Here is a 26,202-nt window from a genome sequence, read left to right as displayed (position 1 = left end):
TTTGTCCTTTATAATGTTAATAATCCATAGCTCCTTAAAACATGTATTGGTTTTGAGTACCAAAATAACTCAAAGTCTTCAAGCTGACTTTCAAAATCATTTTTTAATTCTAGAAAAGTATATACCTTATTATTGCTAACTGCTATTTTATCAAAAACCTCCAGTAACCACTCTCCTTCCTTTTTACTAGTTTGCACATCAAAACTTTCCTTTTTGTCGTGAAATGTCAAACGCATCATTTCCCAAGTAGTACCTTTTTTAGATTTGGTAAAATTTTCTACCTGCGGTTTACCTCCGAGCCATACAATTTTTGCAGTTGGCTTAATAGTAAGGACAGCCTCTTTGGCTAATGCATTTTCGATAAAATTGCGAGGAATCTTAGTTTTAGGAATTTTGAAATCAAACCAGTCTTGTAATTCGTAATCAAAACAGATGCCGTGCATAAAATTAAATAATGATTTTTTAAGACCAAAACTAAATTTCTCATGATCAATTCCCGTACTATCTTTAAAGTCCACATCATTATTTGCAAAAAGTCCATTCTCTAACCCTTTTAGCGCTGGTGCAACTGGAATAACACCAAAAGCGTCAGGATCTAACCCGACAGGGCTATGTGCTGTCATAGCAAATTGGTGCCAAAAACCAGATTGCAACACCCCTACCTCAAACAATTGACGAACCATTTCTAGACTATCTACCGTTTCTTGAATAGTTTGTGTAGGATAACCATACATTAAGTAGGAATGTACCATAATCCCTGCTTCGGTAAAATTTTTCGTAACATTAGCCACTTGCTCGACTGTAACGCCTTTGTCTATCAATTTTAATAATCGATCTGAAGCAACTTCCAAACCTCCCGAAACCGCAATACAGCCCGAAGCTTTTAGTAATAAACACAAATCGGCCGTAAAACTTTTTTCGAAACGAATGTTCGTCCACCACGTTACTGATAAGTTGCGTCGTAAAATTTCAAGAGCCAATGAGCGCATCAAAGCAGGCGGTGCAGCCTCATCAACATAATGAAAACCATTTTGACCTGTTTTCTCCATCATTTCCTCCATTCGATCACAGAGTAAATTGGCAGCCACAGGTTCGTAAATTTTTATATAATCTAAAGAAATATCGCAGAAGGTACATTTTCCCCAATAACATCCGTGCGCCATGGTTAGTTTGTTCCAGCGTCCGTCACTCCACATACGGTGCATTGGATTTACGATTTCGATAACCGAAATATAACTTTCCAATAGCAAATCTGAGTAATCAGGAGTTCCTACTTGCGCTTGCTTATAATCAGGTTTGGTAGAATTATTTTTATAAACGACCTGACCGTTTTCTAATAAAAAAGTTCGCTTGTAAAGCTTCTCGACTGCGCTCGAAGTGACAGCACTAATCAATTCTTCAATTGGTGCTTCTCCGTCATCTAAAGTAATAAAGTCAATAAATTCAAAAACGCGCGCGTCTGAAAGCGAACGTAATTCGGTATTTGGGAAACCACCTCCCATTGAGATCTTAATTTCGGGATAATTTGCCTTTACCCATTGAGCCGATCGAAAAGCACTGTATAGATTACCCGGAAAAGGCACAGAAATTAAAAAAAAAGTAGGTTGAACAGTCTCAATTCTTTCTTTTAGAATCGAAAATAAAACTTTATCAATGTATGTATAGGGTTGGTGCAACGCATCATACAATTCATCAAATGAATTAGCAGAACGTCCCAAACGCTCGGCATACCTGCTGAAACCAAAATTAGCGTCCACACATTCTACGATATAGTCGGATATGTCTTCGAGGTATAAAGTTGCTAGGTGTTTTGCCTTGTCTTGCGTCCCCATCGTACCAAATGCCCAGTCCAATTCTTCTAGCTGCGCAAAACGAGAAGCTTCCGGCAAATAATCTTCTTGGCAAATTTGAAGTGCCAATGTTGGATTTTTTCCTTGCAAAAAGGCAATCACCGAGTCAATAGTTTTTATATACTCGTTTTGTAAGGCTGTTATCCTTTTCGAATTATCTGATAACTCATGCACCTTATACTTTAAAGCTCCTGCTTGAAAGATATCTTGTAACCCTTTTTTCGAAAATAATTTCAAGATGACTTCGATACCAAAATCGGCTTGCACAGACTCCACATTTATAGTATTCAAGAAACCTTTAATATAAGCCGTGGCTGGATACGGCGTATTCAATTGTGTAAAAGGTGGGGTTATAATGAGGAGTTTCTGTTTCAAAGTAATTTATTTTTATGCAAAAATAAGGGATAATTACTTTGTTTCCGGCAAAAGATACCAAAGACTTAAAAAGCATAGCAGACACATAATTATTTATTTTATTTTGTGAATAATTAATTACTTTTACGGCAGCTAACTCCTTCATATATCTATATCGAATGCATATATTATTGAATTCAATTCTTTTTGAGTCAATTAAAGTAATGTTAATCTTCTTATTTTTCCTTGATAAATAAATTAATTTAGGAATAAAATTAAAAAGATAAATTATGGCAGATAAAAAACTAGAAGGACAAACAGCCTTGGTAACAGGAGGAAGCTCTGGAATTGGTATGGGAGTTGCCCTTGCTTTGGGTAAAGCGGGAGCAAATGTAATTGTAAATTATTCCTCGAGTGAAAAGGCAGCAAATGATGTTGTAGCAAAATTAAAAGCCATGCGAGCGGATGCAATTGCCATCAAAGCAGACGTAAGCAAGGAAGACCAAGTCCAAAACATGTTTAAAGAAGCAATAAGCACTTTTGGCACTATTGATATCTTGGTGAATAACGCTGGAATGCAAAAAGACGCAAAATTTGACGAAATGACTTTGCAACAATGGCAAGATGTAATTGATGTAAACCTAACAGGCCAGTTCTTGTGCGCGCGAGAAGCCGTACGTGAATTTCTTAAAAGAGGAATAGTTCCAGAACGATCCAAAGCTTTGGGAAAGATCATTTGTATGAGTTCTGTACATGAATTAATTCCTTGGGGTGGACATGCAAACTACGCCGCGTCAAAAGGAGCGATTAAAATGCTGATGCAAACACTTGCTCAAGAATATGGCGACCGAAAAATTAGAGTAAACAGTATAAGTCCAGGAGCTATCCAAACTCCGATCAATAAAGAGGCTTGGGAAACGCCAAAAGCATTAGATGATCTAATGTCTTTGATACCATACAATCGAATAGGACAGCCCGAAGACGTTGGCAATCTAGCAGTTTTTTTAGCTTCTGACGATTCTGACTATATTACTGGTGCAAGTATCTTTATAGACGGTGGAATGACTGTTTTTGAAGGTTTTTCGAAAGGCGGATGATATATTGAAGATGTAATCTAGATGCACACTATATTATAGATGTATTCTAAAACCAATTTTTATCACTAAACATAAAAACACACAACTCTTAAATTTGATGATATAAATAACAAATAGTCATCGATCATCTTTAAGAGTTAATATATAAAATCCAATAAACACCTATTTAGATAGGTGAATGATAATAATATGTCTTCAACTTTTACTAAAGCTTTCACAAATTAAAAAGTGTAACTTAAGTTTTTCTTATTTTAGCAGTAAATTTAGAATTACACATCATGCCTACCGACTGTATTAGCTATCAAACATCAGGATATTTCACACCTTTGATGAACGATTATTTGAATCAAAAAGCAAATCTTCGCTCTTTATACAACCGATTTCCTACTTTAGAAAATTTTGCTGCACAACTCCAAGAAAAAAAGGAAAGTTTTAATGATGAAACCAGAGCCACATTAGCAAACGTACTGCAGAATCAGTATAAAAATACTACAATCTCCGAGTTGACACAGCAAAATATTGAGGCACTAAAAGTCAGCAATACCTTTACTGTCACTACAGGACATCAGTTAAATTTATTTAGTGGTCCGTTGTACTTTTTATATAAAATTATTTCAACCATCAATCTAACTAAAGAATTAAAAGCTAAATATCCTGCTTCTAATTTTGTTCCTGTCTATTGGATGGCTACAGAAGATCATGATTTTGACGAAATCAATTACTTTAATTTTAAAGGAAAGAAATTTCGATGGAATGCAGAAAGTACCGGTCCTGTAGGTCGATTGAACACTGATGGGTTAAATGATTTTTTTGAAATTTTTGCCTTAGAATTAGGACATACTACTAATGCCAATAAAATAAAAGTACTTTTTGAAGAAGCGTATTTACAACATTCTAACCTGGCAGACGCTACTCGACACCTTGCCAACGCCTTATTTGGAGAACAAGGCTTGGTGATAATTGATGCTGATACTAGCGATCTAAAAAAATTGTTCATTCCCTTTATAAAGCAGGAACTAACAAAGCAAAATGCTTACAAGTCTGTTACCGAAACGATAAAAGAGCTTAGTGAATACAACATTCAAGTAAATCCAAGAGAAATCAATCTTTTTTATATTGAAGACTCGATTCGTGAACGAATAATTTATGAAAATGATAATTATGTAGTTAACAATACAGACCTAGCATTTACTGAAAATGAAATACTAGATTTAGTAACCACAAACCCAGAAAAATTCAGTCCCAATGTAATAATGCGCCCCTTATACCAAGAGGTTATTTTGCCCAACCTGTGTTATATTGGTGGTGGAGGAGAAATTGCTTACTGGCTGGAACTTAAATCATTTTTTAATACGGTAAACGTTCCTTTCCCAATATTATTAGTACGCAACTCAGTCCTATTAGCAACTCAAAAACAAGTTTCAAAAATTGACAAGCTCGAACTTTCTTGGTCTGATTTATTCTCTAAGCAAGCTAACTTAGAAAATAAATTGACTCAAAAATTATCTTCATTCCCTATTGATTTGGCAAAACAAAAGGAGCAACTATGTCAGCAATTTGATGCACTTTATAAAATTGCGGAGCAAACTGATAAATCCTTTAGTGGAGCTGTAAAGGCACAAGAAGCAAAACAAATAAAAGGGCTTGAAAATCTTGAAAAAAGATTGCTTAAAGCACAAAAAAGAAAATTAAAGGATCAATTAGAGCGTGCTACCGACTTACAAAATGAATTATTTCCCAATAAAAGTTTACAAGAGCGCCAAAATAACTTCTCTGAATTTTATTTAGAGCAAGGAGTTGATTTAATTCCTTCAATCATGAATCAACTAAAACCTTTGGAGCAAAATTTTGAAGTAATCATATTTTAAAATATCACAAACAAATGCTTTTTAAGCAAAAAAAATAACTAATTTTGCAGTACATAAAACAAAAATAAAATGACAACCAACAGAACTTTTACAATGATTAAGCCAGATGCAGTTGCAAATGGACACATCGGAAACATCCTTGCAATGATTACCAATGCAGGCTTCAAAATTGTATCTTTAAAATTAACACAATTGACTGTTGCAGATGCACAAGCTTTTTATGAAGTGCACTCAGAAAGACCTTTCTACAATGGTTTAGTAGAATTCATGTCAAGCGGACCAATAGTTGCTGCTATTTTAGAAAAAGAAAATGCAGTAGCTGATTTTAGAACTTTAATCGGAGCTACAAATCCAGCAGATGCAGCTGAAGGAACAATACGTAAATTATATGCAACTTCATTAGGAGAAAATGCAGTTCACGGTTCAGATAGTGATGAAAATGCAGCTATCGAAGGTGCTTTTCACTTCTCTGGTAGAGAATTGTTCTAACTGTTAAGAATTCTTTCGAAATAAAAAAATCCATTTGATCAAACAAATGGATTTTTTTTATGCACTATTGTGATTAAATCTAATATATGATACTGGTACCTACACAATCATAATTATCTTAAAACTACATTGGTCACAACCTCTCGACGAAGTTCCTCATTGATCATTTTAATGATTTTAGATTTTCCCAAACTCAATTCTTCCCGAAGGACAGAAGATGTTAGCTCTACATACAACGTACTATTTTTTAGCACAACATTTTGCGTATAACTATTAACACCATTCCCCATTAAATTTGCCCAAGCCTCTTTTACATTGACTTGATCCATACCCGGCTGTAATTTATTTCCTTGAATAATCTGCTTCAACACATCCCCAACTGTACTTTGATTATTTAATCTTTTCGCCATTTCCTGTTAAATTTATCGGTCCCGTTCGTTTATAATGATATTCTTTCTTCTCTTCATTTTTCACAACCAACTCCTCGTCAGTTAGTGTAATCAGCTCTTCAGACCACTTTGCAAAATCTGTTGAATAATCCAAGTAGGCTTTATCATTCTCAAAGCGTACCCTCACCTCTTCATATGTATCATTTACGATAAAAGTGCCATCAAGTTGTGGCATAACTTTTTTGCGAATTCCTTCATTGTTTTTTATCGCAAAGAAATCGTAACTCTCGTTAATTTTAAAATTTTTATCATCACCTTCTGGCAAATCAACTTTTTCAATTTCCCAATAACCATTTAAATTCGCCACATCTGCAGGCTCGACTTTATGGTTACAACTTACCACTAATAAGGCAAGTAATGCCATTTTTAAAACACTCTTCATATGTACTATTGTTTATATTCTTTGGAGCTTTATCCTGCTGTTCACTCTATCTTTTTATTTTGCAAAAAGAGCAAAATAAAAAGGATGCCGCTACCATCAGGGCTATAATTTCTAATTCTAAATCACCTTTTTTATTAGAGATACAAAGATAGGTTTTAATCAGGAATTCAGAATGTAAAATAGAGTTGGATTTTATTAGGTTTTAAAATTATAATCCGAAAAAAGTTCCTATTTGTACTGCAAATTCCTTGTAGTAGTGCGTACCACCCAAAATTTGTGTCGCTGAAAGTGTATAACACAAACAATCACCTTAGATGAAATTACTACGGAATGATAAACTACATGGACTTTCGAAACAAGCCACCAAAATTACCACCCAAAATTTGTGTCGCTGAATGCGTCTTACGCAAACCAATCACCTCAAAAGAGATTCCTTCGGAAAGACAAACTGCATAGACGATCGAAGCGAACCATTAAGCATTCCACTATAAGTTTGTCTCGCTAGAAGCGTCTCACAAAAACCAATCACGTCAAAAGAGATTCCTTCGGAAAGACAAACTGCATGGACTTTCGAAATGAACAATCAAACATCCCTCCCGAAATTTGTCTCGATGAAAGCGTCACACACTAACTAATCACTCCAAATGAGATTCGTACGGAAGTACGAACTTTGTAAATTAGAACGGCTTGAACCTTATCACCAAAATGAAGTTCCTCTCAAATGCAAACGTAAATTATGCTCCCCGATGGAACAGCGTAATTTTATTTTAGCTAGGTTACAATGTAGCAATTTGTTTTCAAAAGTATGTACGTAAATATTCGTCGCAGACGAGCACTAAAAGAGCTACTAACTTGTATTCGAATGATCGTTAAGCGAAGAAATAATAGGAAGACATTAAAAAACCACTTATAAATTAGCTGAAATAATCAACTAATTATAAGCGGTTTTTTTTATTAAAGTAATCTAAAAGTATTTAGTTCTTTTTTATTCTTTTACTAAGTCCAAAGACAAAACATAATACTCCAACAACTAATAGTATATAATAAATTTCTACACTCCTAGAGCGCATTAAATTGGCCCCTACGAAACAAAGAACACTTAGTATGTATAAATGTAAAGAGCTTAAACTTTTAAAAAAATCCATGGCTGTTATTTAAAGAAACTATCAACAAATTCGTATTTATTAAAGACTTGTAAATCTTCAATGCCTTCTCCTACTCCAATATACTTAACTGGAATTTGAAATTGGTCTGAAATTCCAATTACAACACCGCCTTTTGCGGTACCATCTAATTTGGTTACGGCTAGCGAAGTAACTTCAGTAGCTGCTGTAAATTGTTTAGCTTGCTCAAAAGCGTTTTGACCAGTTGAACCATCCAAAACTAATAATACATCATGAGGAGCATCTGCTATCACCTTTTGCATTACTCGCTTCACTTTAGAAAGTTCGTTCATCAAATTCACTTTATTGTGCAAACGACCTGCTGTATCTATAATTACAATGTCGGCATTTTGAGCTACCGCAGATTGCAATGTGTCAAAAGCTACAGATGCAGGATCACTTCCCATATCTTGGCGTACAATAGGCACTCCTACTCTGTCTGCCCAAATTTGTAATTGATCGATAGCTGCAGCTCTAAAAGTATCGGCTGCACCTAAAACTACATTATGACCTGCTTTCTTAAATTGATACGCTAATTTACCGATTGTTGTAGTCTTGCCTACACCATTAACTCCAACGACCATCAAAACATAAGGTTTTGTTTGAGTCGGAATGATAAATTCAGTGGCTTCACCAGAATTAGTTTCAGATAACAAACCTGCAATTTCTTCTTGTAGAATGCGATTTAATTCTTCTGTTCCTAAATATTTATCCTCAGCAACACGCTTTTCAATTCTCGTAATTATTTTTAATGTGGTGTTTACACCAACATCAGAGGATACTAAGATCTCCTCTAAATTATCTAAAACATCATCATCTACCTTTGTCTTACCAGCTACTGCTTTGGACAACTTTGTAAAAAAAGATGTTTTTGATTTCTCTAACCCTTTGTCTAACACCACTTTTTCTTGCTCTGTAAGACTTTGGTCTTTTTTGTCAGATGAAAAAATTCTTTTGAAAAAACTCATATTCGGAATTGTACTAAATTCGTATGTAATAACAGGATAAAGATAAAAATAAAAAAGCTACTTCCGATAGAAAGTAGCTTTTTTATATAACGTGTTTTTGATTACTTCTTTTTCAAGAATTCATCAACTAACTCAGGAGCTAAAATAGTTTCTACGAAAGTATAAGCGCCAGTTTTTGGAGATTTCACCATTTTGATGGCTTTTGATAATCTCTTAGAAGCTGTTTGCAATGATGCTACTGTTTTCTTTGCCATGTCTAATTATTTGTTTATCGAAATTTTAATAAAACTCTAATGGAAAACCATTTGAGATAGTATAAATCTCTAATTATTACTTAATTTCTTTGTGAACAGTTACTCTTTTCAAAACTGGATTAAATTTCTTAATCTCTAATCTGTCTGGAGTATTTTTTTTGTTCTTAGTTGTAATATATCTTGAAGTTCCAGCAACACCAGTTGTCTTGTGCTCTGTACATTCTAATATCACCTGAATTCTATTACCTTTCTTTGCCATCTTGCTATATATTTAGTATTGGAAAAAGATTATTTGATAAATCCGTTAGCCTGTGCTTTTTTCAAAACAGCAGAAATTCCATTTTTATTAATTGTTTTTACCGTAGATGCTGCTACTCTAAGAGTAATCCATCTATCTTCTTCTGGAAGATAAAAACGCTTCTTAACTAAGTTTACAGAAAATTTTCTCTTAGTTTTATTCATAGCGTGAGAAACGTTATTTCCTACCATCGCTCTTTTACCCGTAAGGTCACAAACTCTTGACATTATATATCTCTTTTAATCGTTATTCAAAATCAGGGTGCAAAGAAAAGAAAAATAAACGTATCAAACAAAATTTTGCTACACAAATTTCATTATTTCTTTCTGAAGTATTTCTAAACTTTTATAAACTGCTCTATCTATCACTTTTTCACGCGGTTGACCGAAATTAAACTCTTCGACAATTACACCATTTGGAGTAGCCAAAGCGATAAAAACTGCGCCAATTTCTGCGTTTCCGCCCCCTTTTGTTGGTCCAGCATTCCCGGTAGTGGCAATTGCATAATCAGTATTCATTAACTTTTTAACATTCAAAGCCATAGCAGATGCAACCTCCGCACTTACGACGGAAAACTCTTCTATAACTGCTTTTGGAACAGATAAAACGTCAACCTTGGCTTGTGTTGCATAAGAAACTACACTTCCTTTAAAATAACTAGAAGCACCAGCAACTGATGTTAGCAATGAGGCAATAGCTCCACCGGTACAACTTTCTGCAGTAGCGACCGTAACTTTTTGTTTTTGTAGCAATTGACCAATAATCACTTCAATCGTCTCATCTTCTTCATAACCAACAATAATATCACTTATGATCGCATTTAATAATCCAATTTGATTTTCAATCTCTGCTTCTAAAATATTTTTATCAATACCTCTGGCAGACAGACGCAAACGTACCCTTCCCGGGTTTGGCAAATAAGCCAATTTTACAAATTCTGGCAAGCTGTTTTCCCACTCCTCAATACGTTCCGCTACCATGCTCTCACCTTGCCCGTAGGTTAGGATCGTTTTGTGCAAAATATACGGACGCTTGTATTCTTTAACTACTTTTGGGATGATTTCATTTTCTACCAAATATTTCATTTCGTAGGGAACTCCTGGAAGAGAAACAAAGACTGTATTTTCTTTTTTCATCCACATACCAGGCGCTGTACCCACTTGATTATGAAGTACTGTACATCGCGAAGGAACCAATGCTTGATCTTTATTAATTTGCGTTATTGGTCGCTTATAAAACCCCTCTATTAACTCTGTAACATGAGCCAAAACTTTTGTATCAACTATCAATTCATCATCAAAATAGTCACAGAAAGTCTTTTTGGTAATATCATCTTTAGTTGGGCCTAGTCCACCTGTAATTAACACCAAGTCTACATTATTTTGAAGCTTTTTGAAGGTATCTAAAATATGTTGCTTATCATCACTTATCGACAGCATTTCGTGTATTTCTACCCCTATTTTATCCAGTGATTTTGAGATAAAAGCAGAGTTTGTATCTACAATTTGACCGATTAAAATCTCATCTCCTATCGTAACTATAGTTGCTTTCATTATTATTTATTTTGACTTTATTAAACACAGAAAATTCAACACTTAATATTTAATTAAATGTTGAATTTACATAATTCTTAATCTAATTTCAACAACCTTACGGTAGATTAAAATCTTTATTAATTTCCTTTATCGCATCTTCTACTTGCTTTCTAACGCTTTTAAAAGTATCAATAATATCTTTTTTCTTCCCCTCTTCTTTGGTCCATGCTTCAATTTGAAGAATCTCTTCAAAAGCAACATTTAATCCCAATAAATCTAAGGTTGGTTTTATTTTATGTGCGTAGGCGTACGCATGTTTATGATCTTTCTTTTTTATCCCTTCTTTTATTTGGGATAAATCTTCAGGAACTTCTGTAACGAATAATGTTAAAACATCGTTTACAAAATCTTGATCGTTATCTGAAAGTTCGTAAACTTTGGAAAGGTTGTAGTGTAAAGCCATTTATTTTACTTGTATTCTAAATAGTTTCTGACCTTCTAGAAATCCTTCTAGGACATCATCACTTTTTACTGCAGCTACCCCTTCTGGAGTTCCCGTAAAAATAATATCTCCTATCTTCAAGGTAAAAAATTGTGAAACGTATGCTATAAGTTCATCAATTTTCCACAACATAAAATTCGAATTTCCTTTTTGTACAGTACTATTATTGTTAGTTAATTCAAATGTAATATTTTCTAGGGAACTAAACTGGCTTTTAGGCAAAAAATCTCCAATAACTGCCGAACCATCAAAGCTTTTAGCAATCTCCCAAGGCAATCCTTTTGCTTTTAGCTTAGCTTGCAAATCTCTGGCCGTAAAATCTATTCCGACGCTTATTTCGTCATAGTATTTGTGTGCAAATTTTGCATCGATATACTTCCCAACTTTATTGATTTTAACAATCAATTCAATTTCATGATGAATATCTTCAGAAAATTCTGGAATGACAAAAGGGTGTTGTTTCAATAAAACCGCCGAATCGGGTTTCATAAAAATCACTGGTTCTGTAGGGCGTTCATTTTGCAATTCCTCAATATGTTTGACATAATTGCGACCAACACAGATTATCTTCATAATTTAAAGTTTAAAATTTTCATTCTCAGTTAGAAAATCTTTATTACCGACTGAGATTACTAACTTATTTTGTGTTTAACTTTCTCAATTTTATTGCAGTTAACACTTTTTTGGTATACAGTGGAAAATCTGCATTTTGAATCCAACTAAAATAACCAGGTTCTGTTTCTAAAATTTTATCTACTTTGACTCCCTTGTGTTTACCAAATGAAAAAATCTCTTCACCATCTTTATCAAATGCAATCATTCCTGCAAAATCTGCTATCTTTTTACGTGTCGAAAATTCAGATAAAGATTTGATATCATTTTCTAAATCATCGTAACGATCTAACTGCGATTTCAAAATTTCGTAAGTTGCCATAGTATCTGCTTCTGCAGAATGGGCGTTTTCTAAACTTTGACCACAATAAAATTTATAAGCAGCACTCAAAGTACGCTCTTCTTTTTTATGAAAAATAGTTTGAACATCTACAGACACTCTATTCTTCATATCAAAATCTACTCCTGCACGCAACAATTCTTCAGCCAATAATGGTATATCAAAACGATCGGAATTAAATCCACCTAAGTCACTGTCTTTTATCATTGCGTATACCTGCGAAGCCAGTTCATTAAAGGTTGGTTCATTAGCTACCTTCTCGTCTGTAATTCCGTGCACAGCGGTTGTTACTGCGGGAATTGGAATAGTTGGATTGACTAACCACGTTTTGCTTTCTTTATTTCCGTTTGGATATACTTTGAATATCGAAATTTCTACAATTCTATCTTTACCTATATCAATTCCGGTGGTCTCAAGATCGAAGAAACAAATTGGCCTGTTGAGTTTTAATTCCATTTTATTTTTTTGTATGAACTACAAATATAAATTTTTTAAGTGTAAAATCGTAGGCTTTTGGAGTAGTTTAATTATTTTTTGGGAGATAGAAAAAACAAACGCATCCTAAAATATATTTTAAAAAAATACAACAATATGCCCTCTATGATGAAGTTTGCCTCTGCGAAAGGGATAGAAGTGAAAATCCTTTTTTTGGGCTTTTTTTGCCCTAAAAAAGATTGTAACCCATAGCCCGGTCCCGCTTTTTCTGCGGGATGCGCCCAAAATAAAAATTTAGTTCTTACAACAAATAAAAAACCCTCAGACCAAATTGATTTGAGGGTTTGTATGCTATTGTTATTGTCCTAGAAATTTCTAGAAATATCAAATTTTTCGAGATATTCGGCTACGCGCTTTACGAACATTCCACCAAGCGCACCGTCAACCACACGATGGTCGTAACTGTGTGTTAAAAACATTTTTTGACGAATACCTATAAAGTCACCATCGGGAGTTTCAATTACTGCAGGAACTTTGCGAATAGCTCCTAGCGCTAGAATTCCAACTTCCGGCTGGTTAATAATCGGCGTACCAAAAACACTACCAAACGAACCTATGTTTGTCACTGTGTAAGTACCTCCTTTGGTATCATCTGGCTTCAACTTGCCTTGTTTTGCACGGTTTCCTAAATCATTTACGGCTTTTGCCATGCCTACCAAATTAAGTTGGTCCGCATTTTTGATCACAGGCACAATCAAGTTACCATTTGGCAAAGCTGCTGCCATTCCGAGATTGATATTTTTCTTTTTGATAACATAATCACCATCAACAGAAACATTCATTCCTGGATAATCTTTTAAGGCTTTCGCTACTGCCTCCATAAATATGGGCGTATAAGTTAGCTTCTCTCCTTCTCTTTTTTCGAATTCAGTTTTATGCTTGTCACGCCATTTCACAATGTTGGTCACATCTACCTCGATAAACGATTGCACGTGTACAGAAGTTTGAATAGACGCTACCATATAACCCGAAATCAATTTTCGCATGCGGTCCATCTCTACAACTTCATCCTCGCCACTTACAGATACAGGAGCTGCTTTTGACACTTCTTTTGTTGCAGAAACTGGCGCTTTCTTTACTGGTGCTGCTGTTTCTCTTGCTGCTGCTACTGGCGCACTTTTACCAGCACGATTTTGAACATAATTCAAAATATCGTCTTTGGTTACTCGCTCATCTTTTCCGGTACCTTTTATTGTTTCCAACTCTTCTATAGACACGCCCTCAGTAGTTGCTATATTTTTGACTAGTGGTGAATAAAATTTATCCGAACCAGCAAAGTCCACGGGAGGTACTACCGATTCTTTGGCTACCTCAACTGCTTTTTCTACCTCAGCAATGATAGCAGGATCAATTTGTTCCTCTTCAACATCAGTATCATCGCCTTCACTTGTCTCAATAATTGCAATAGTTTGACCCACTTGTACCAGATCATCTTTATCAAAAAGTTGCTCGACCAAGATTCCGGATACTTCACTAGGAACTTCATTATCTACTTTGTCTGTCGCGACTTCAACCACGGTTTCATCAGCATTGATTTTATCACCAACGGATTTTAGCCAGTTAGTAATAGTTGCTTCTGCGACGCTTTCTCCCATTTTAGGAAGTTTTAATTCAAATCTTGCCATATCATTTAACCTAAAAAGGTGTCGTTTTATTATTTGTTTGCGAAATTAGTGATTTTTTAAAACAATCATTTCATATTATGCATTTTATACTCAATCTTTAACACCGTTCCCCTTTCATTAGAATTGTCACTTCCTATTAAGAAATTGGTGTTTTTTGGTAGTATTTTAAAGGTAAACTTGTAACTTTTTAACAATTCCATAAAAGCAATACATTCTTTAAACGAAATAAAATGATTGTCTAGTATGATTTCTGTTCCCGAAATACTGTGATTAACGCCTGAAAGCAATAAACTGTTTGCTTCTAAATCTCGAAAATCGATTTTCTTTTGAACTACTGATTCAATACTTTCTACCAAACTTCTATTTTTCGAAAATAAAATAAAATGATCTTTGTCCTTATGCTTTCGATCTTTACCTTGAAATCTTTTTATTATCGAAAAAGACAAAATTCCGATCTTCATAAATAAAGAAAATAGTATCGAAACCCTGAAATGTTTTTTATAGAAAAAATTCATAGCCTCTTGAAACCGCTTCATATAGGTGCCATCCTTGACCGTACTCTCTCCCTTGTAATGTATAACCGTCGTTTCGTGAAAATAAAAATTGGTCTTCCCCTTTTTCAAAGCCATGTAGGACAGATCTATATCGTCTGAATACATGAAGCAATCTTCGTCAAAACCACCTATATCGAGATACAATTGTCGCTTCATTATCATAAAAGCACCTACTAAAATCGCTACTTTACCCGTTTGATTTTCATTTATATGGCTTGCGTAATACTGACCAAAGCTACTTACTCTTGGAAATAATTTGTACAAGGCTGCTATTTTGGTAAAAGCAACCCAAGGAGTTGGAACACCACGTTTGCTTTCTGGTAAGAAATTACCAACGCCATCAATGAGCTTCACTCCTACAATTCCTAGATCTTTTTGCCTTTCGGCGAATGCCAGTACTTTAATAAATGTATCCTCAGCAACAACGGTATCCGGATTGAGAATGCAAACATACGCTCCTTTGGCAATGGCAACTCCTATGTTATTGCCTTTTGGAAAACCAGCATTATCTTTATTTTCTACTAATATGACATTTGGAAATTTTCTTTTTACCATGTCGCAGCTGTCATCGGGCGAATTATTATCAACAACTATTAACTCTGCATCTAAACCTTCGATAGCAGATTGCACGCTTAAAAGGCAAAGTTCTAAAAAGTGTTGAACATTATAATTGAGTATGACCACTGATAACTGCATACTACAAATATAATGAGTTAAAATATCTCGTAAACTATTTTTGAAGTACTTTTGATATTAAAATTAAAAGGTTTTGAGATTTACTTTTTTCATTTTCCTAGTATGCGTCACATGTTCATGGAGCCAAATTTCGGGTTGCACAGATCCTTTGTCAAAAAATTATAATCCAAAAGCTACTGTAAATGACGGTAGTTGCCGTTATAAAAGAACTAAAATTAAACCTGAATTTTCAGTAGAACTTAGTGATTCATTGGTTGAGAACTCTAGTTTACTATATTTTGATTCTCTATTCTGGACAATTAACGATGATGCAGATACTAACATTTACGGAATGGATGAAAATGGGGTAATTAAAAGGAAAATTGTTATTGATGGATTAAAAAATAAAGAATGGGAAGAAATCAGTCAAGATCAAGACTATATTTATTTAGGCGATTTTGGAAATAATATTTCGGGAAATCGCAATGACCTCAAAATTTTACGATTATCCAAAAATGAATTTGAAACTGGTGCTGCAAAAATTGATACCATTACGTTTAACTACGAAGACCAATTGCTTCTGTCTCCTGAGCAACCTAACAAAACAAATTTTGACTGTGAAGCCTTTATTGTTTTAGAGGATAGTATTTATTTATTTACCAAACATTATAAAGATTTACAAACCACAGTTTATACTGTACCCAAAGTACCTGGAACTTATATAGCGAAGGCCGTAAAAACATACAACATTAAAGGTTTGGTAACAGGAGCAACATACAATAGCCAAACGAAACTGATTGCGCTAACAGCTTACTCTAAACTATTACAACCCTTTGTATTTCTACTATATGATTATAGAGATGTACATTTTTTCTCTGGAAATAAGCGGAAAGTCAAATTAAAATTACCCTTTCACCAAGTAGAAGGAATAGCGACTCCCAATGGTTTTAGCTATTATATTACTAATGAAAAAACCGTTAGAAAGCCGCTATTTAATACTCCGCAGCAAATGCACCGAATTGATCTGACTCAATATCTAGCAAACTGATACTACTTTATTGAGTCTTTTCCATACTCTTTATCAAATGCATCTTGGCTGTTCCTTTTTTCAGGTGAATTCTGTGAATTTAAAATATCTTCTTCATCTACAAAGTAATCCACGCCATCGGCATCATTATCTTTCGAATCTTCTAGAGCCTTCTCGCCTTTAGTAAAATGTGCCTTCTTAGGGCCATCCTTCTCTGGATTTGAATAAAGCTCTTCGTTTTCATTGGTTAAACCAGCATCGTGCGTAGATATAGGTTCTTTTTTAATATCTGGTTTTTCGATCAAACTGTCTTTATCGTTGTAATTGTTGTTTTGTGAATTTTCCATAATAAGGTAATTTTATTTGTTACTAATTTTATCCAATATTGTGTTATGTAAAATTCCGAATTAATTCCTCCTTTATATTATATCATTCTCCTCAAAGATTTTAAAATTACTACAACATCAATTCTAAATCAATTAGTTACCAATATTTTGTGCACTATTTAAATAATATAAATTAATTTAAAAATTCTATAAAATGAAATACCTACTTCCTTTATAATTTTATCATTCAAAATTTAAGCAAATCTTTAGCAATCAATTTTTAAGTATTAAAAACAAAAATAAAGTAAAAACTAAATTTTGATTCCGTTCTTACTAGAACTACATATTAAATTGAACCGATGCTTGTTGCAACGAAGGTCACGGGTAGTCAGGTTGTTGAAGTAGCTGTAACGGCGCATGTCCTTTCCACCCGTTCGGGCATGCATAAAAAAGCCTACGTCTCCACTGTTCAAGGGGAATTAGTCACACAACAATAATCCAAGCATCGGTCAATTTTATAATTACTACTTAATTTAATAAATAGAAAATATGATAACTAATAATATAATAGCTGGTTTGGGAGGAGCACTAGTGTTGAACATTTTAAACGAATCCTTGAAAGGATTAGATAACAAAATGCCTCAAATTGATCTTGTTGGCGAAGAAGCGGTGTTAAAAACATCAGCCCTATTGGGAATGGAAATTAAAGATAGTACTTCACTATATAGAAGTGCTCTTGTAAGTGATATAATTAGCAATACTTTGTATTATAGTTTGATCAATAACAGAGGTAACAAACTTTGGTCTACTGCAGCATCATCTGGACTTATGGCTGGAGTTGGAGCAGTTAAATTACCTAACAAAATGGGACTTAATGACGAGCCTGTGGCAAAATCACTGGTAACCAAAGCACTAACTATTAGCTACTATGTGGCGGGTGCACTAACGACAGCCGCAATTCTTTCCTTATTAGATCGAAAGAAATAACATAGTCAAAACGTAATTTTCACCTACATATCATTAAAATATCAGATCAACTTTTAGAGTGTCTTTTATTTTAATGGTATGCTTTTTTTTATGACCTATTTGATTTGAAATTGATAAAACTGCTAGCAAAAGATTACTAAAAATTAGGGCGACTTATCCGCTTTGGCGATAACTCCTCTCTCTATTCTTCCTTGAATTCTCTTTTTACAACTGAATAGCTTACTTTTGCAAAAAAAATTACTCTAGTGAATTACTTATCAGTTGAAAATATATCGAAATCTTTTGGAGAAAGAACCCTTTTTAAAGACATTTCCTTTGGAATTAACAAAGACCAAAAAATTGCTTTTATAGCCAAAAATGGTTCTGGAAAAACAACCATCATGAGCATCATCAATGGACTTGATGAGCCAGATACGGGTCAAGTTGTTTTGAGAAAAGGAATTAAAATGGCTTTCTTGTCACAAAATAATAATTTGCAAGACGAGCTTACGATCGAAGAAAGTATTTTTGCTTCAGATAATGAAACACTGAAAGTAATCGAAGCCTATGAGAAAGCATTAGAAAACCCTGAGGATGAAGAAGCTTACCAAAAGGCTTTTGACGGAATGGACCAACACAATGCTTGGGATTTTGAGACCCAATACAAACAAATTTTGTTCAAATTAAAACTGGAAGATTTTAAACTGAAAGTAAAAAGTCTCTCGGGAGGGCAAAAAAAGCGTTTGTCTTTGGCTATTATTTTGATCAATCGTCCTGATTTATTAATCTTGGATGAACCTACCAACCACTTAGACTTGGAGATGATCGAATGGTTGGAATCTTATTTTGCAAAAGAAAATATTACTTTGTTTATGGTGACGCACGACCGTTTCTTCTTGGAGCGTGTTTGTAATGAAATCATCGAATTGGACAATGGAAAATTATACAGTTACAAAGGAAATTACTCTTACTATCTAGAGAAAAAAGAAGAGCGTATTGCTTCAGAAAATTCTAGTGTAGATAAAGCACAGAATCTTTTTGTAAAAGAATTAGAATGGATGCGTCGTCAACCAAAAGCGAGAACAACCAAATCTAAGTCGCGTCAAGATGATTTCTATGACATTAAAGAAAAAGCACAAAGCCGCCGTCGTGAGAACAAGGTAGAGCTAGAAATCAATATGGAGCGCATGGGGAATAAAATTATTGAACTCCATAAAATCTCTAAAAAGTTCAAAGATCACGTGATCATGGACAATTTTAGTTTTGACTTTCAACCGGGAGAACGTATCGGAATTATAGGAAAGAACGGAACCGGTAAATCAACTTTCTTGAATTTACTAACTAGTACTTTACCGCTTGATGCTGGAAAAGTGGTCGTGGGTGAAACTATAAAAATTGGTTATTACACCCAAAGCGGAATCAATCCAAAACCGGGACAACGCGTAATTGATGTGATTAAGGAGTACGGAGAATTTATTCCGTTGATGAAAGGAAGAATGATTTCGGCTTCCCAATTATTGGAGCGTTTTCTTTTTGATGCTAAAAAACAGTATGATTTTGTAGATCGATTGAGTGGTGGTGAATTGAAACGTTTGTATTTATGTACGGTGTTAATTCAGAATCCTAACTTCTTAATTCTGGATGAGCCTACCAATGATTTAGATATCGTTACTTTAAATGTACTTGAAAGTTTCCTTTTAGATTATCCTGGATGTTTATTGGTAGTATCGCATGACCGTTATTTTATGGATAAAATCGTAGATCACTTGTTCATTTTTAGAGGTCAAGGAGTTGTTGAAAATTTCCCAGGTAACTACTCTGACTTTAGAGCTTACGAAGACAGTTCTGACGTTGCTCAAAAAGAAGATAACAAAGCAGAGAAAAAAGAATGGAAGCAAAAAAATCCTACTGGAAATCTATCTTTTAACGAGCAAAAAGAATTTCAGAAAATAGAAAAGGAAATTAAAGACCTTGAAGAACAGAAAGTAAAAATTGAACAATTATTCTCAGACGGAAAAGTAAGCGATGCCGATATCGAGAAGAAAGGAAATGAACTGCAAAACCTTATCAATAAAATGGAAAGCAAGGAAGAACGATGGTTCGAATTGAGCGCTAAGATGGAGGGGTAAATTTGCAATTTATCTAAGTAGAAACAATATATTATCATTATATAGTCATAACCCTAAAACTTTATTAGTTAAACTACTAAAAAGTCTTAGGGTTTGTTTTGTAATACTAATCAGTTATATTTACATTGATATAATCAATCCCAAATATATTTAAACCTACCTACTATGACCGATACAGAGAAAATTAATGAAGAAATTCGAAATTACAAACTATTTAAAATACAACGATTAAATACTAAAGTTCAAAAATATTCAGAACTTTTAACTGATATTGGTCAATTTAAAAAATCGGATCGCAGTCACAAAATAGGAACTTACATTTGCTTTGCCGTGCCATTTTTACTATTTCTAATAGCTAATAATAATAGTTCTCAAAATGACAGTCAGCAAGGTCTTATATTATTTACCTTATTTATTTTTGTAGGGAATTCTATTTTTCAATTTTCAAGAAATTCTGATTTAAGAAAAAAACTTTATTCTTATGAAGATAATGTTAAGGAAACTGTTGAACATTTTAAAAATGAATCTGAACAGCAAATTTTAAATTATGAGTCTTTTGTAGAAGAGTTGCATACAAAAAACAGTAAATATAAAAATTTCGGATAAAATTTGTAATGCAATTTATCATCAATGTAGATTTGATTTACATACATGAGGATTATAAAAAAAGCTGCATTCCTTAAAAATGCAGCTTTTTCTATTTTCTAAAAATCTTATTTGGTTTTCATTGGTGGTAAATCGAATGCTTTTGATTCGTGATCAAAAGTATTGCGGTGAGATCCGTCGCAGAAAGGTTTGTTTGCAGATAATCCACAACGGCAAAGTCCTAATGCTGTTCTTCCCTCTAATCCATATACTGTTCCTTCACTATCTACTATCTCAAAATCCCCTTCGACTTTGATAGAACCATTTTTATTGATTGTTAATTTTGTCTTGCTCATATTCTTTAGTTTTTTTTTTCCAAGCCAAAGATTGCAATTTAATTCTAAAATAATAGCGGTCATTGCACTTTTAAAGGGATTAAAAGCTTATTTATACCCATTATTATTTAATAAAAAATATGACCTTTATTTTCGAAAATTAAAAAACTACCAAGCAATTGGTCCGTAATCTTTTAAGAATTTCCCACTCCAATGTTTACCCGTATTGATACCTTCAAACAACGGATCCATAACCCTAGCAGCTCCATCGACAATATCAAGTGGCGGCTGAAAATCTTCTTGTTCTTGTTTTCTTTTCGCCAATTCTGCTGGGTCTTCATCTGTGACCCAACCAGTGTCAACGGCATTCATAAAGATTCCAGCTTTGGCCAATTCCCCCGCCGCTGTATGTGTCAACATATTCAGGGCAGCCTTTGCCATATTAGTATGAGGATGGCGGGCTTCTTTAAAATCACGGTAAAACTTTCCTTCCATCGCCGAAACGTTGATAATGTGTTTTTGACCCGTGTTGTCTTTCTTCATCAATTCGGATAAACGATTACACAAAACAAATGGTGCTACAGAATTAACCAGTTGCACTTCAATCATTTCTGTGGTCTCAATTTGTCCTAATTTTAAGCGCCAACTATTTGTTTTACGCAAATCAACTTGTTGTAAATCGGCATCTAGTTCTCCTTCTGGAAAAACTTCATTGGCCACTAAAGCTTTATCAAATGAATACGGAATCTGAGACAACTGAGCCGAAGCTCTCAAGCCGATTCCGGGTTCTGGTCCATGCCAAGTTACGGGCATATTTTGATTTGAAGAAATGCTAGAAGTCAATACCTTCAACTCATCCAAACAATTCAAGTGATCCAATAATAAAGTTTGCGCTTGTTGTGGTAAATTTGCAATGGGACGCTCTTCATTTTCCATCAAGTGGGTATAAAACCCAGAAGGTCTCCGCACAGTTTGCGCAGCGTTGTTGATAAGTATATCCAGTCGACCGTACTTTTGCTCAATAAAATTGCAAAAAATTTCCACACTCGGAATGTGTCTTAAATCCAAGCCATGAATTTTTAAACGGTCCTCCCAGTCTTTAAAATCAGGCTCCTTGGCAAAGCGCAAAGCAGAGTCTACTGGAAAACGAGTAGTTGCAACCACTGTAGCACCACCACGCAATAACATCAAAGTGATGTGGTAACCAATTTTTAATCGGGAACCAGTGATTACTGCTAACTGTCCTTCTACATTAGCGGTTTGGAAACGTTTGGCATAATTAAAGTCCCCACAATCACCGCACATAGTATCGTAAAAGTGATGCATCATAGTAAAGGATGTTTTACACACATAACAATTACGAGGAGTTTCAAGTTCCAGTTGTTCTTTACTTGCCAGGTCGGTATAGGCTAACAATTTGGGCGCCATAAAAATCGCTGCTTCGCGAGCATGACGTATTCCCGTCTCCTTGCGTGCTGTACGATCTCGCTTTTCCAGTTTGCGTTTGGCCGCTTTGGCACCATCTTTTTTGCGACGCGAAAGTTCGTCACGATCTGGTCGCGCAAACTGCCCAGCCGCTTTGATAAGTGCTGTACGCTGCTCTTTCGGAATATCGAATATTTGGTCGGTATCACTGTTGAGCTGCGAAAGAATGGCAATGCAACGGCTGATTTCTTCCGATGATATTACTCCTTCATGTATTTGTTCTTCATTCATCATCATACGAAACTATTACTGTTGATTTTAAGAGCGCAAATATAGTTTTTTTTTGAAGGGTCTAAGTTGCATATAAATAAAGATGCAAACTATTATATTTGATCAAAAAGAAGTGTGCTAGACGCTTTATTTCGTATCTATTTTTAAAAACTAGCCTAAAAATTTCAAACTTTCATTCGTACCTTTGTGTTACTGAAGCTATAAAAAACATGCTATTTCAAATTAAATCCTACCTTACCTTTCTTTGGCATTCAAAAAATGAGCATGCTGTACATTCGCCTTTTGTTTTCACGTTGATAACAAAGTGTTTCTATGATAAAAAACCCAAAGAAGATTATTTACTTTTAGAAAAGTACCGCCAATCTCTTTTGGAAAACACAAGCACAATCGAAGTATCTGACTTTGGTGCGGGTTCATTAGTTTTTAAATCCAATACGCGTGCTGTTGCGCAGATTGCTAAAACAGCGGGAATAAGCGTAAAGCGTGCCCAATTATTGTATCGAATATCAGTTTATTTCCAATTTAAATCCATACTTGAAATTGGTACTTCACTAGGTTTGGCAACTTCTGCTTTGGCATTGGGATCGAAATTAACTGAAAACGAAGTGAAAATCACAACACTAGAAGGTTGCCCTAATACAATGGCAGTTGCAAAAAATCAGTTGCAGCAATTCAAATTCGATCACGTTGACTGTATCACCACTCAGTTTGATTCTTATCTCAAGAATGACAAGATAGATGCAACCTCTTATGATCTCATATACTTTGACGGCAATCATTCCGAGAAAGCAACTTTAGCCTATTTTGAACTTTTAATTCCCACCATTACAAACGACAGTGTTTGGATTTTTGACGACATACATTGGTCAGCCGATATGGAAGCTGCTTGGGAGACAATCAAACAGCATCCCAAAGTTACTGTAACCATCGATACTTACCAATGGGGTTTGGTTTTCTTTCGACGAGAACAGCCCAAAGAGCATTTTATCATTCGAACCTAAAAATTAAAACTGGAATATGAATATCGAACAAATTTTCGAAAATAATAAACAATGGATAGCCAAGCAACTAAAAACAGATGCCACCTTTTTTGATAAATTAGGCAAAGGACAATCACCTGAATTTCTATATATTGGATGTTCTGATAGCCGTGTTTCTGCCGAAGAATTAATGGGACTGCAAGCTGGTGAAGTATTTGTGCACCGCAATATTGCCAATATGGTACCCAATACCGACCTGAACTCGATGTCGGTGATTAATTATGCTGTGATGCATTTAAAAGTAAATCATATTGTGGTATGTGGCCATTATGGTTGTGGCGGTGTGAAGGCTGCCATGCAACAGTCTGACTTAGGCATACTAAATCCTTGGTTGCGAAACATACGTGATGTGTACCGCATACACAGAAAAGAACTCGATGCTATCACAGACGAAGATGCCAAATACAGACGTTTGGTAGAATTGAATGTACAAGAGCAGTGCATGAATGTCATCAAAACTGCTGAAGTGCAAAAAGCAAATACCGAACGAAATTTGAAAGTGTACGGCTGGATTTTTGACATACATACAGGAGAACTTATCGATTTAAAAATTGACTTTGATGCCATCTTGAAAGATATTATGGCCATCTATAAAATTGGCAACTAGTGCAAAACTATTTTGTGGCCAAAACTGTATTTTTAACAGAACTCCTCTATAATTCAAAAGTCTTTTGTACTTTTAAAAACTAGAAATCATAATTCATCAACAGACGATAGCAATGGCAAACCCATTAATACAAATAACAAATATCAAGCGTAATTTTGCCTTAGGCGAAGAAACCGTTTATGTGCTTAAAGGCATTGATTTGGAAATTAACAAAGGAGAATATGTTGCTTTGATGGGACCGTCTGGTTCAGGAAAATCAACTTTAATGAATCTTTTGGGTTGTTTGGATACGCCCACATCTGGAAATTACGTTTTAAACGGAAAGGATGTTAGTAAAATGCGAGATGATGAATTGGCCAGCATTCGAAACAAAGAAATCGGATTTGTGTTTCAAACCTTTAATCTTTTGCCTCGAATGGATGCTATTGACAATGTTGCATTACCAATGATTTATGCAGGTTTTATAAAATCAGAACGAAAAGCACGAGCACAAGAAGTGTTGACACAAGTAGGTCTTGCTGATCGTATGGACCACCAACCCAACCAACTTTCTGGAGGACAAAGACAAAGAGTTGCCATCGCTAGAGCTTTGGTCAACAAACCATCGATTATACTTGCCGATGAACCAACCGGAAACTTAGACAGTAAGACCTCTGTAGAAATTATGGCACTTTTTGACGAAATTCATGCAAACGGTAATACCGTTATATTGGTTACACATGAGGAAGATATCGCAGAGCACGCCAATAGAATCATTCGATTAAGAGATGGATTGGTCGAAAGCGACACCCGCAAAAGTTAGTTTAGAATTATCAAGATTCTCACTGGTAGAGTAAAAAGAATGCTTCCGCCTCTCACCTATAATTCTTCAGCAAATTTAAATACATTCTTTGGCTATCAAGCCACAAAGAATTTAAGCATTACACATAATGAAAATATATACCAAAACCGGTGACGGTGGTACCACAGCACTTTTTGGAGGAACCCGCGTTCCTAAAGATCACATACGAATTGATAGTTACGGTACCGTAGACGAATTAAACTCGTATATCGGATTGATTCGTGACCAAGAAATAGACACACATTATAAAGAAGTTTTGATCGAAATTCAGGACCGCCTTTTTACTGTAGGTGCTATTTTGGCTACTCCACCAGAAAAAGAGCTTTTAAAAAATGGGCAACCACGATTAAAAAACCTTGGTATTATAGAAAGTGATCTTCTTTTATTAGAAAACGAGATCGATGCGATGGAACTTGCACTTCCGCCAATGACGCATTTTGTACTCCCAGGTGGGCATACTACCGTGTCATATTGTCATATTGCACGTTGTGTTTGTCGCAGAGCAGAACGTTTGGCCGTGCATTTGAACCACGATGAACCTATTGAAGAACTGACGATTCAGTACCTTAACCGACTTTCTGACTACCTTTTTGTCTTGGCACGAAAGTTGACTTTTGACTTACAAGCAGAAGAGGTAAAATGGATACCAAGAAAATAGTTTTTTAATCACTAATTTCAGTTTCCATTTATGAAGTAGAATATGAATTTTCTGCCAATAATAGCTATTTTTCAGCATCTGAAGCTACGTTTTAGAGCTAAAATCGAACTATAATTGCAAACGTTCTTAAATTTATTATAAAAAAAACTTTTTTTACTTGTATTTTTCAGTAAAAAATTTATTTTTGCAAAAACTAAATCGATAAAAAGATGTATTGGACATTAGAATTAGCATCCTATTTAAGTGATGCACCGTGGCCTGCTAACAAAGACGAACTTATTGACTACGCTATACGTGCAGGAGCACCATTAGAGGTGGTAGAAAACCTTCAGTCTATTGAAGACGAAGGCGAGATATATGAATCAATGGAAGAAATTTGGCCTGATTATCCTACTGACGAAGATTATCTTTGGAATGAGGACGAATATTAGAAAATAAATCAAAGAAAAAAGTCTCAATCTG

At 34.7% G+C, this 26,202-nt stretch carries 28 protein-coding genes; 12 read left to right on the top strand and 16 right to left on the bottom strand.

Translation table 11 applies throughout. The features are described 5' to 3' along the window. Positions 1–8 precede the first annotated feature (8 nt). A complete protein-coding gene (locus tag LXH21_RS12770) occupies positions 9–2,225 on the bottom strand; it encodes a B12-binding domain-containing radical SAM protein (RefSeq protein ID WP_239866465.1) in 2,217 nt (738 codons plus the stop codon). 269 nt (positions 2,226–2,494) lie between these two features. On the opposite strand from LXH21_RS12770, the gene LXH21_RS12765 reads away from it, so the two are divergent. The 3 genes from LXH21_RS12765 to LXH21_RS12755 all read left to right on the top strand — a co-directional run bounded on the left by LXH21_RS12765 (position 2,495) and on the right by LXH21_RS12755 (position 5,658). Then, positions 2,495–3,301 carry an SDR family oxidoreductase gene (locus tag LXH21_RS12765; protein WP_239866463.1) on the top strand — a complete coding sequence of 269 codons (807 nt, stop codon included), beginning with the start codon at positions 2,495–2,497 and terminating at the stop codon, positions 3,299–3,301. A 278-nt stretch (positions 3,302–3,579) separates the two neighbouring features. Then, on the top strand, positions 3,580–5,169 hold the full coding sequence (gene bshC / locus LXH21_RS12760) for a bacillithiol biosynthesis cysteine-adding enzyme BshC (RefSeq protein ID WP_239866461.1): 1,590 nt from the start codon (positions 3,580–3,582) through the stop codon (positions 5,167–5,169). Positions 5,170–5,238: 69 nt separating this feature from the next. Beyond that, positions 5,239–5,658 carry a nucleoside-diphosphate kinase gene (locus tag LXH21_RS12755; protein WP_239866459.1) on the top strand — a complete coding sequence of 140 codons (420 nt, stop codon included), beginning with the start codon at positions 5,239–5,241 and terminating at the stop codon, positions 5,656–5,658. 113 nt (positions 5,659–5,771) lie between these two features. Here the strand turns inward: LXH21_RS12755 and LXH21_RS12750 are convergent, their stop codons facing one another. From LXH21_RS12750 to LXH21_RS12695, 12 genes are all read right to left on the bottom strand, one after another. Then, positions 5,772–6,068 carry a DUF721 domain-containing protein gene (locus tag LXH21_RS12750; RefSeq protein ID WP_239866457.1) on the bottom strand — a complete coding sequence of 99 codons (297 nt, stop codon included), beginning with the start codon at positions 6,066–6,068 and terminating at the stop codon, positions 5,772–5,774. Then, positions 6,049–6,489, bottom strand: coding sequence for a lipocalin family protein (locus tag LXH21_RS12745; RefSeq protein ID WP_239866455.1), 441 nt, complete (start codon positions 6,487–6,489; stop codon positions 6,049–6,051). The genes LXH21_RS12750 and LXH21_RS12745 overlap by 20 nt, the downstream gene beginning before the upstream one ends. Before the next feature lie 1,150 nt (positions 6,490–7,639). Then, complete coding sequence (gene ftsY / locus LXH21_RS12740) at positions 7,640–8,620, bottom strand: signal recognition particle-docking protein FtsY (RefSeq protein WP_239866453.1); 981 nt, start codon at positions 8,618–8,620, stop codon at positions 7,640–7,642. Between the two features lie 101 nt (positions 8,621–8,721). Further along, positions 8,722–8,874, bottom strand: a complete 153-nt coding sequence (locus LXH21_RS12735; RefSeq protein WP_108740708.1) for a DUF4295 domain-containing protein — start codon at positions 8,872–8,874, stop codon at positions 8,722–8,724. A 76-nt stretch (positions 8,875–8,950) separates the two neighbouring features. After that, positions 8,951–9,133 (bottom strand): 50S ribosomal protein L33, encoded by a 183-nt coding sequence (gene rpmG / locus LXH21_RS12730; protein WP_108740707.1) that lies wholly within the window; start codon positions 9,131–9,133, stop codon positions 8,951–8,953. 29 nt (positions 9,134–9,162) lie between these two features. Continuing rightward, the gene (rpmB, locus tag LXH21_RS12725) at positions 9,163–9,399 is read right to left on the bottom strand and encodes a 50S ribosomal protein L28 (protein ID WP_239866451.1); all 237 of its coding nucleotides are present in this window, start codon (positions 9,397–9,399) and stop codon (positions 9,163–9,165) included. A gap of 75 nt (positions 9,400–9,474) precedes the next feature. After that, positions 9,475–10,725: a CinA family nicotinamide mononucleotide deamidase-related protein gene (locus LXH21_RS12720; RefSeq protein WP_239866449.1), complete on the bottom strand. Its 1,251-nt coding sequence runs from the start codon at positions 10,723–10,725 to the stop codon at positions 9,475–9,477. Positions 10,726–10,822: 97 nt separating this feature from the next. Further along, positions 10,823–11,170, bottom strand: a complete 348-nt coding sequence (locus tag LXH21_RS12715; protein ID WP_239866447.1) for an Hpt domain-containing protein — start codon at positions 11,168–11,170, stop codon at positions 10,823–10,825. After that, positions 11,171–11,782 carry a fumarylacetoacetate hydrolase family protein gene (locus LXH21_RS12710; RefSeq protein WP_239866445.1) on the bottom strand — a complete coding sequence of 204 codons (612 nt, stop codon included), beginning with the start codon at positions 11,780–11,782 and terminating at the stop codon, positions 11,171–11,173. It abuts the gene before it with no gap. 64 nt (positions 11,783–11,846) lie between these two features. After that, positions 11,847–12,617, bottom strand: coding sequence for a 3'-5' exonuclease (locus LXH21_RS12705; RefSeq protein ID WP_239866443.1), 771 nt, complete (start codon positions 12,615–12,617; stop codon positions 11,847–11,849). A 344-nt stretch (positions 12,618–12,961) separates the two neighbouring features. Continuing rightward, positions 12,962–14,281 carry a dihydrolipoamide acetyltransferase family protein gene (locus LXH21_RS12700; protein ID WP_239866441.1) on the bottom strand — a complete coding sequence of 440 codons (1,320 nt, stop codon included), beginning with the start codon at positions 14,279–14,281 and terminating at the stop codon, positions 12,962–12,964. 65 nt (positions 14,282–14,346) lie between these two features. Beyond that, positions 14,347–15,531, bottom strand: coding sequence for a glycosyltransferase family 2 protein (locus LXH21_RS12695; RefSeq protein WP_239866439.1), 1,185 nt, complete (start codon positions 15,529–15,531; stop codon positions 14,347–14,349). Positions 15,532–15,604: 73 nt separating this feature from the next. Here LXH21_RS12695 and LXH21_RS12690 point away from each other — a divergent pair, with 73 nt between their 5' ends. Beyond that, positions 15,605–16,558, top strand: coding sequence for a T9SS C-terminal target domain-containing protein (locus LXH21_RS12690; protein WP_239866437.1), 954 nt, complete (start codon positions 15,605–15,607; stop codon positions 16,556–16,558). 2 nt (positions 16,559–16,560) lie between these two features. Here the strand turns inward: LXH21_RS12690 and LXH21_RS12685 are convergent, their stop codons facing one another. Next, positions 16,561–16,884, bottom strand: a complete 324-nt coding sequence (locus tag LXH21_RS12685) for a hypothetical protein (protein ID WP_239866435.1) — start codon at positions 16,882–16,884, stop codon at positions 16,561–16,563. Positions 16,885–17,412: 528 nt separating this feature from the next. On the opposite strand from LXH21_RS12685, the gene LXH21_RS12680 reads away from it, so the two are divergent. From LXH21_RS12680 to LXH21_RS12670, 3 genes are all read left to right on the top strand, one after another. Then, positions 17,413–17,850 carry a hypothetical protein gene (locus tag LXH21_RS12680; protein WP_239866433.1) on the top strand — a complete coding sequence of 146 codons (438 nt, stop codon included), beginning with the start codon at positions 17,413–17,415 and terminating at the stop codon, positions 17,848–17,850. Positions 17,851–18,095: 245 nt separating this feature from the next. Continuing rightward, positions 18,096–19,958 carry an ABC-F family ATP-binding cassette domain-containing protein gene (locus LXH21_RS12675; RefSeq protein ID WP_239866431.1) on the top strand — a complete coding sequence of 621 codons (1,863 nt, stop codon included), beginning with the start codon at positions 18,096–18,098 and terminating at the stop codon, positions 19,956–19,958. Between the two features lie 165 nt (positions 19,959–20,123). Next, on the top strand, positions 20,124–20,564 hold the full coding sequence (locus LXH21_RS12670) for a hypothetical protein (protein WP_239866430.1): 441 nt from the start codon (positions 20,124–20,126) through the stop codon (positions 20,562–20,564). Positions 20,565–20,671: 107 nt separating this feature from the next. On the opposite strand, the gene LXH21_RS12665 is transcribed toward LXH21_RS12670, so the two are convergent. Together LXH21_RS12665 and LXH21_RS12660 are read right to left on the bottom strand one after the other, a co-directional pair. Then, entirely contained in the window at positions 20,672–20,899 is a 228-nt protein-coding gene (locus LXH21_RS12665; protein WP_239866428.1) for a CDGSH iron-sulfur domain-containing protein, read from the bottom strand. Between the two features lie 147 nt (positions 20,900–21,046). Further along, a complete protein-coding gene (locus LXH21_RS12660; RefSeq protein ID WP_239866426.1) occupies positions 21,047–22,600 on the bottom strand; it encodes an SDR family oxidoreductase in 1,554 nt (517 codons plus the stop codon). A gap of 203 nt (positions 22,601–22,803) precedes the next feature. Here LXH21_RS12660 and LXH21_RS12655 point away from each other — a divergent pair, with 203 nt between their 5' ends. The 5 genes from LXH21_RS12655 (at position 22,804) to LXH21_RS12635 (ending at position 26,171) form a co-directional block, all read left to right on the top strand. After that, complete coding sequence (locus LXH21_RS12655; protein ID WP_239866424.1) at positions 22,804–23,595, top strand: O-methyltransferase; 792 nt, start codon at positions 22,804–22,806, stop codon at positions 23,593–23,595. A gap of 16 nt (positions 23,596–23,611) precedes the next feature. Beyond that, positions 23,612–24,241 carry a carbonic anhydrase gene (locus LXH21_RS12650; RefSeq protein WP_239866421.1) on the top strand — a complete coding sequence of 210 codons (630 nt, stop codon included), beginning with the start codon at positions 23,612–23,614 and terminating at the stop codon, positions 24,239–24,241. A 112-nt stretch (positions 24,242–24,353) separates the two neighbouring features. Next, complete coding sequence (locus LXH21_RS12645) at positions 24,354–25,043, top strand: ABC transporter ATP-binding protein (RefSeq protein WP_239866419.1); 690 nt, start codon at positions 24,354–24,356, stop codon at positions 25,041–25,043. A gap of 127 nt (positions 25,044–25,170) precedes the next feature. Then, complete coding sequence (locus LXH21_RS12640) at positions 25,171–25,740, top strand: cob(I)yrinic acid a,c-diamide adenosyltransferase (RefSeq protein WP_239866417.1); 570 nt, start codon at positions 25,171–25,173, stop codon at positions 25,738–25,740. Positions 25,741–25,949: 209 nt separating this feature from the next. Then, the gene (locus LXH21_RS12635) at positions 25,950–26,171 is read left to right on the top strand and encodes a DUF2795 domain-containing protein (protein ID WP_007138072.1); all 222 of its coding nucleotides are present in this window, start codon (positions 25,950–25,952) and stop codon (positions 26,169–26,171) included. Positions 26,172–26,202 lie beyond the last annotated feature (31 nt).

This window comes from Flavobacterium algicola, from assembly GCF_022399565.1.
In the GTDB taxonomy this organism is placed as follows: Bacteria; Bacteroidota; Bacteroidia; order Flavobacteriales; family Flavobacteriaceae; genus Flavobacterium; species Flavobacterium algicola.
Note: the sequence above shows the minus strand (reverse complement) of the source record. Positions and strands in the feature narration are given on the sequence as shown.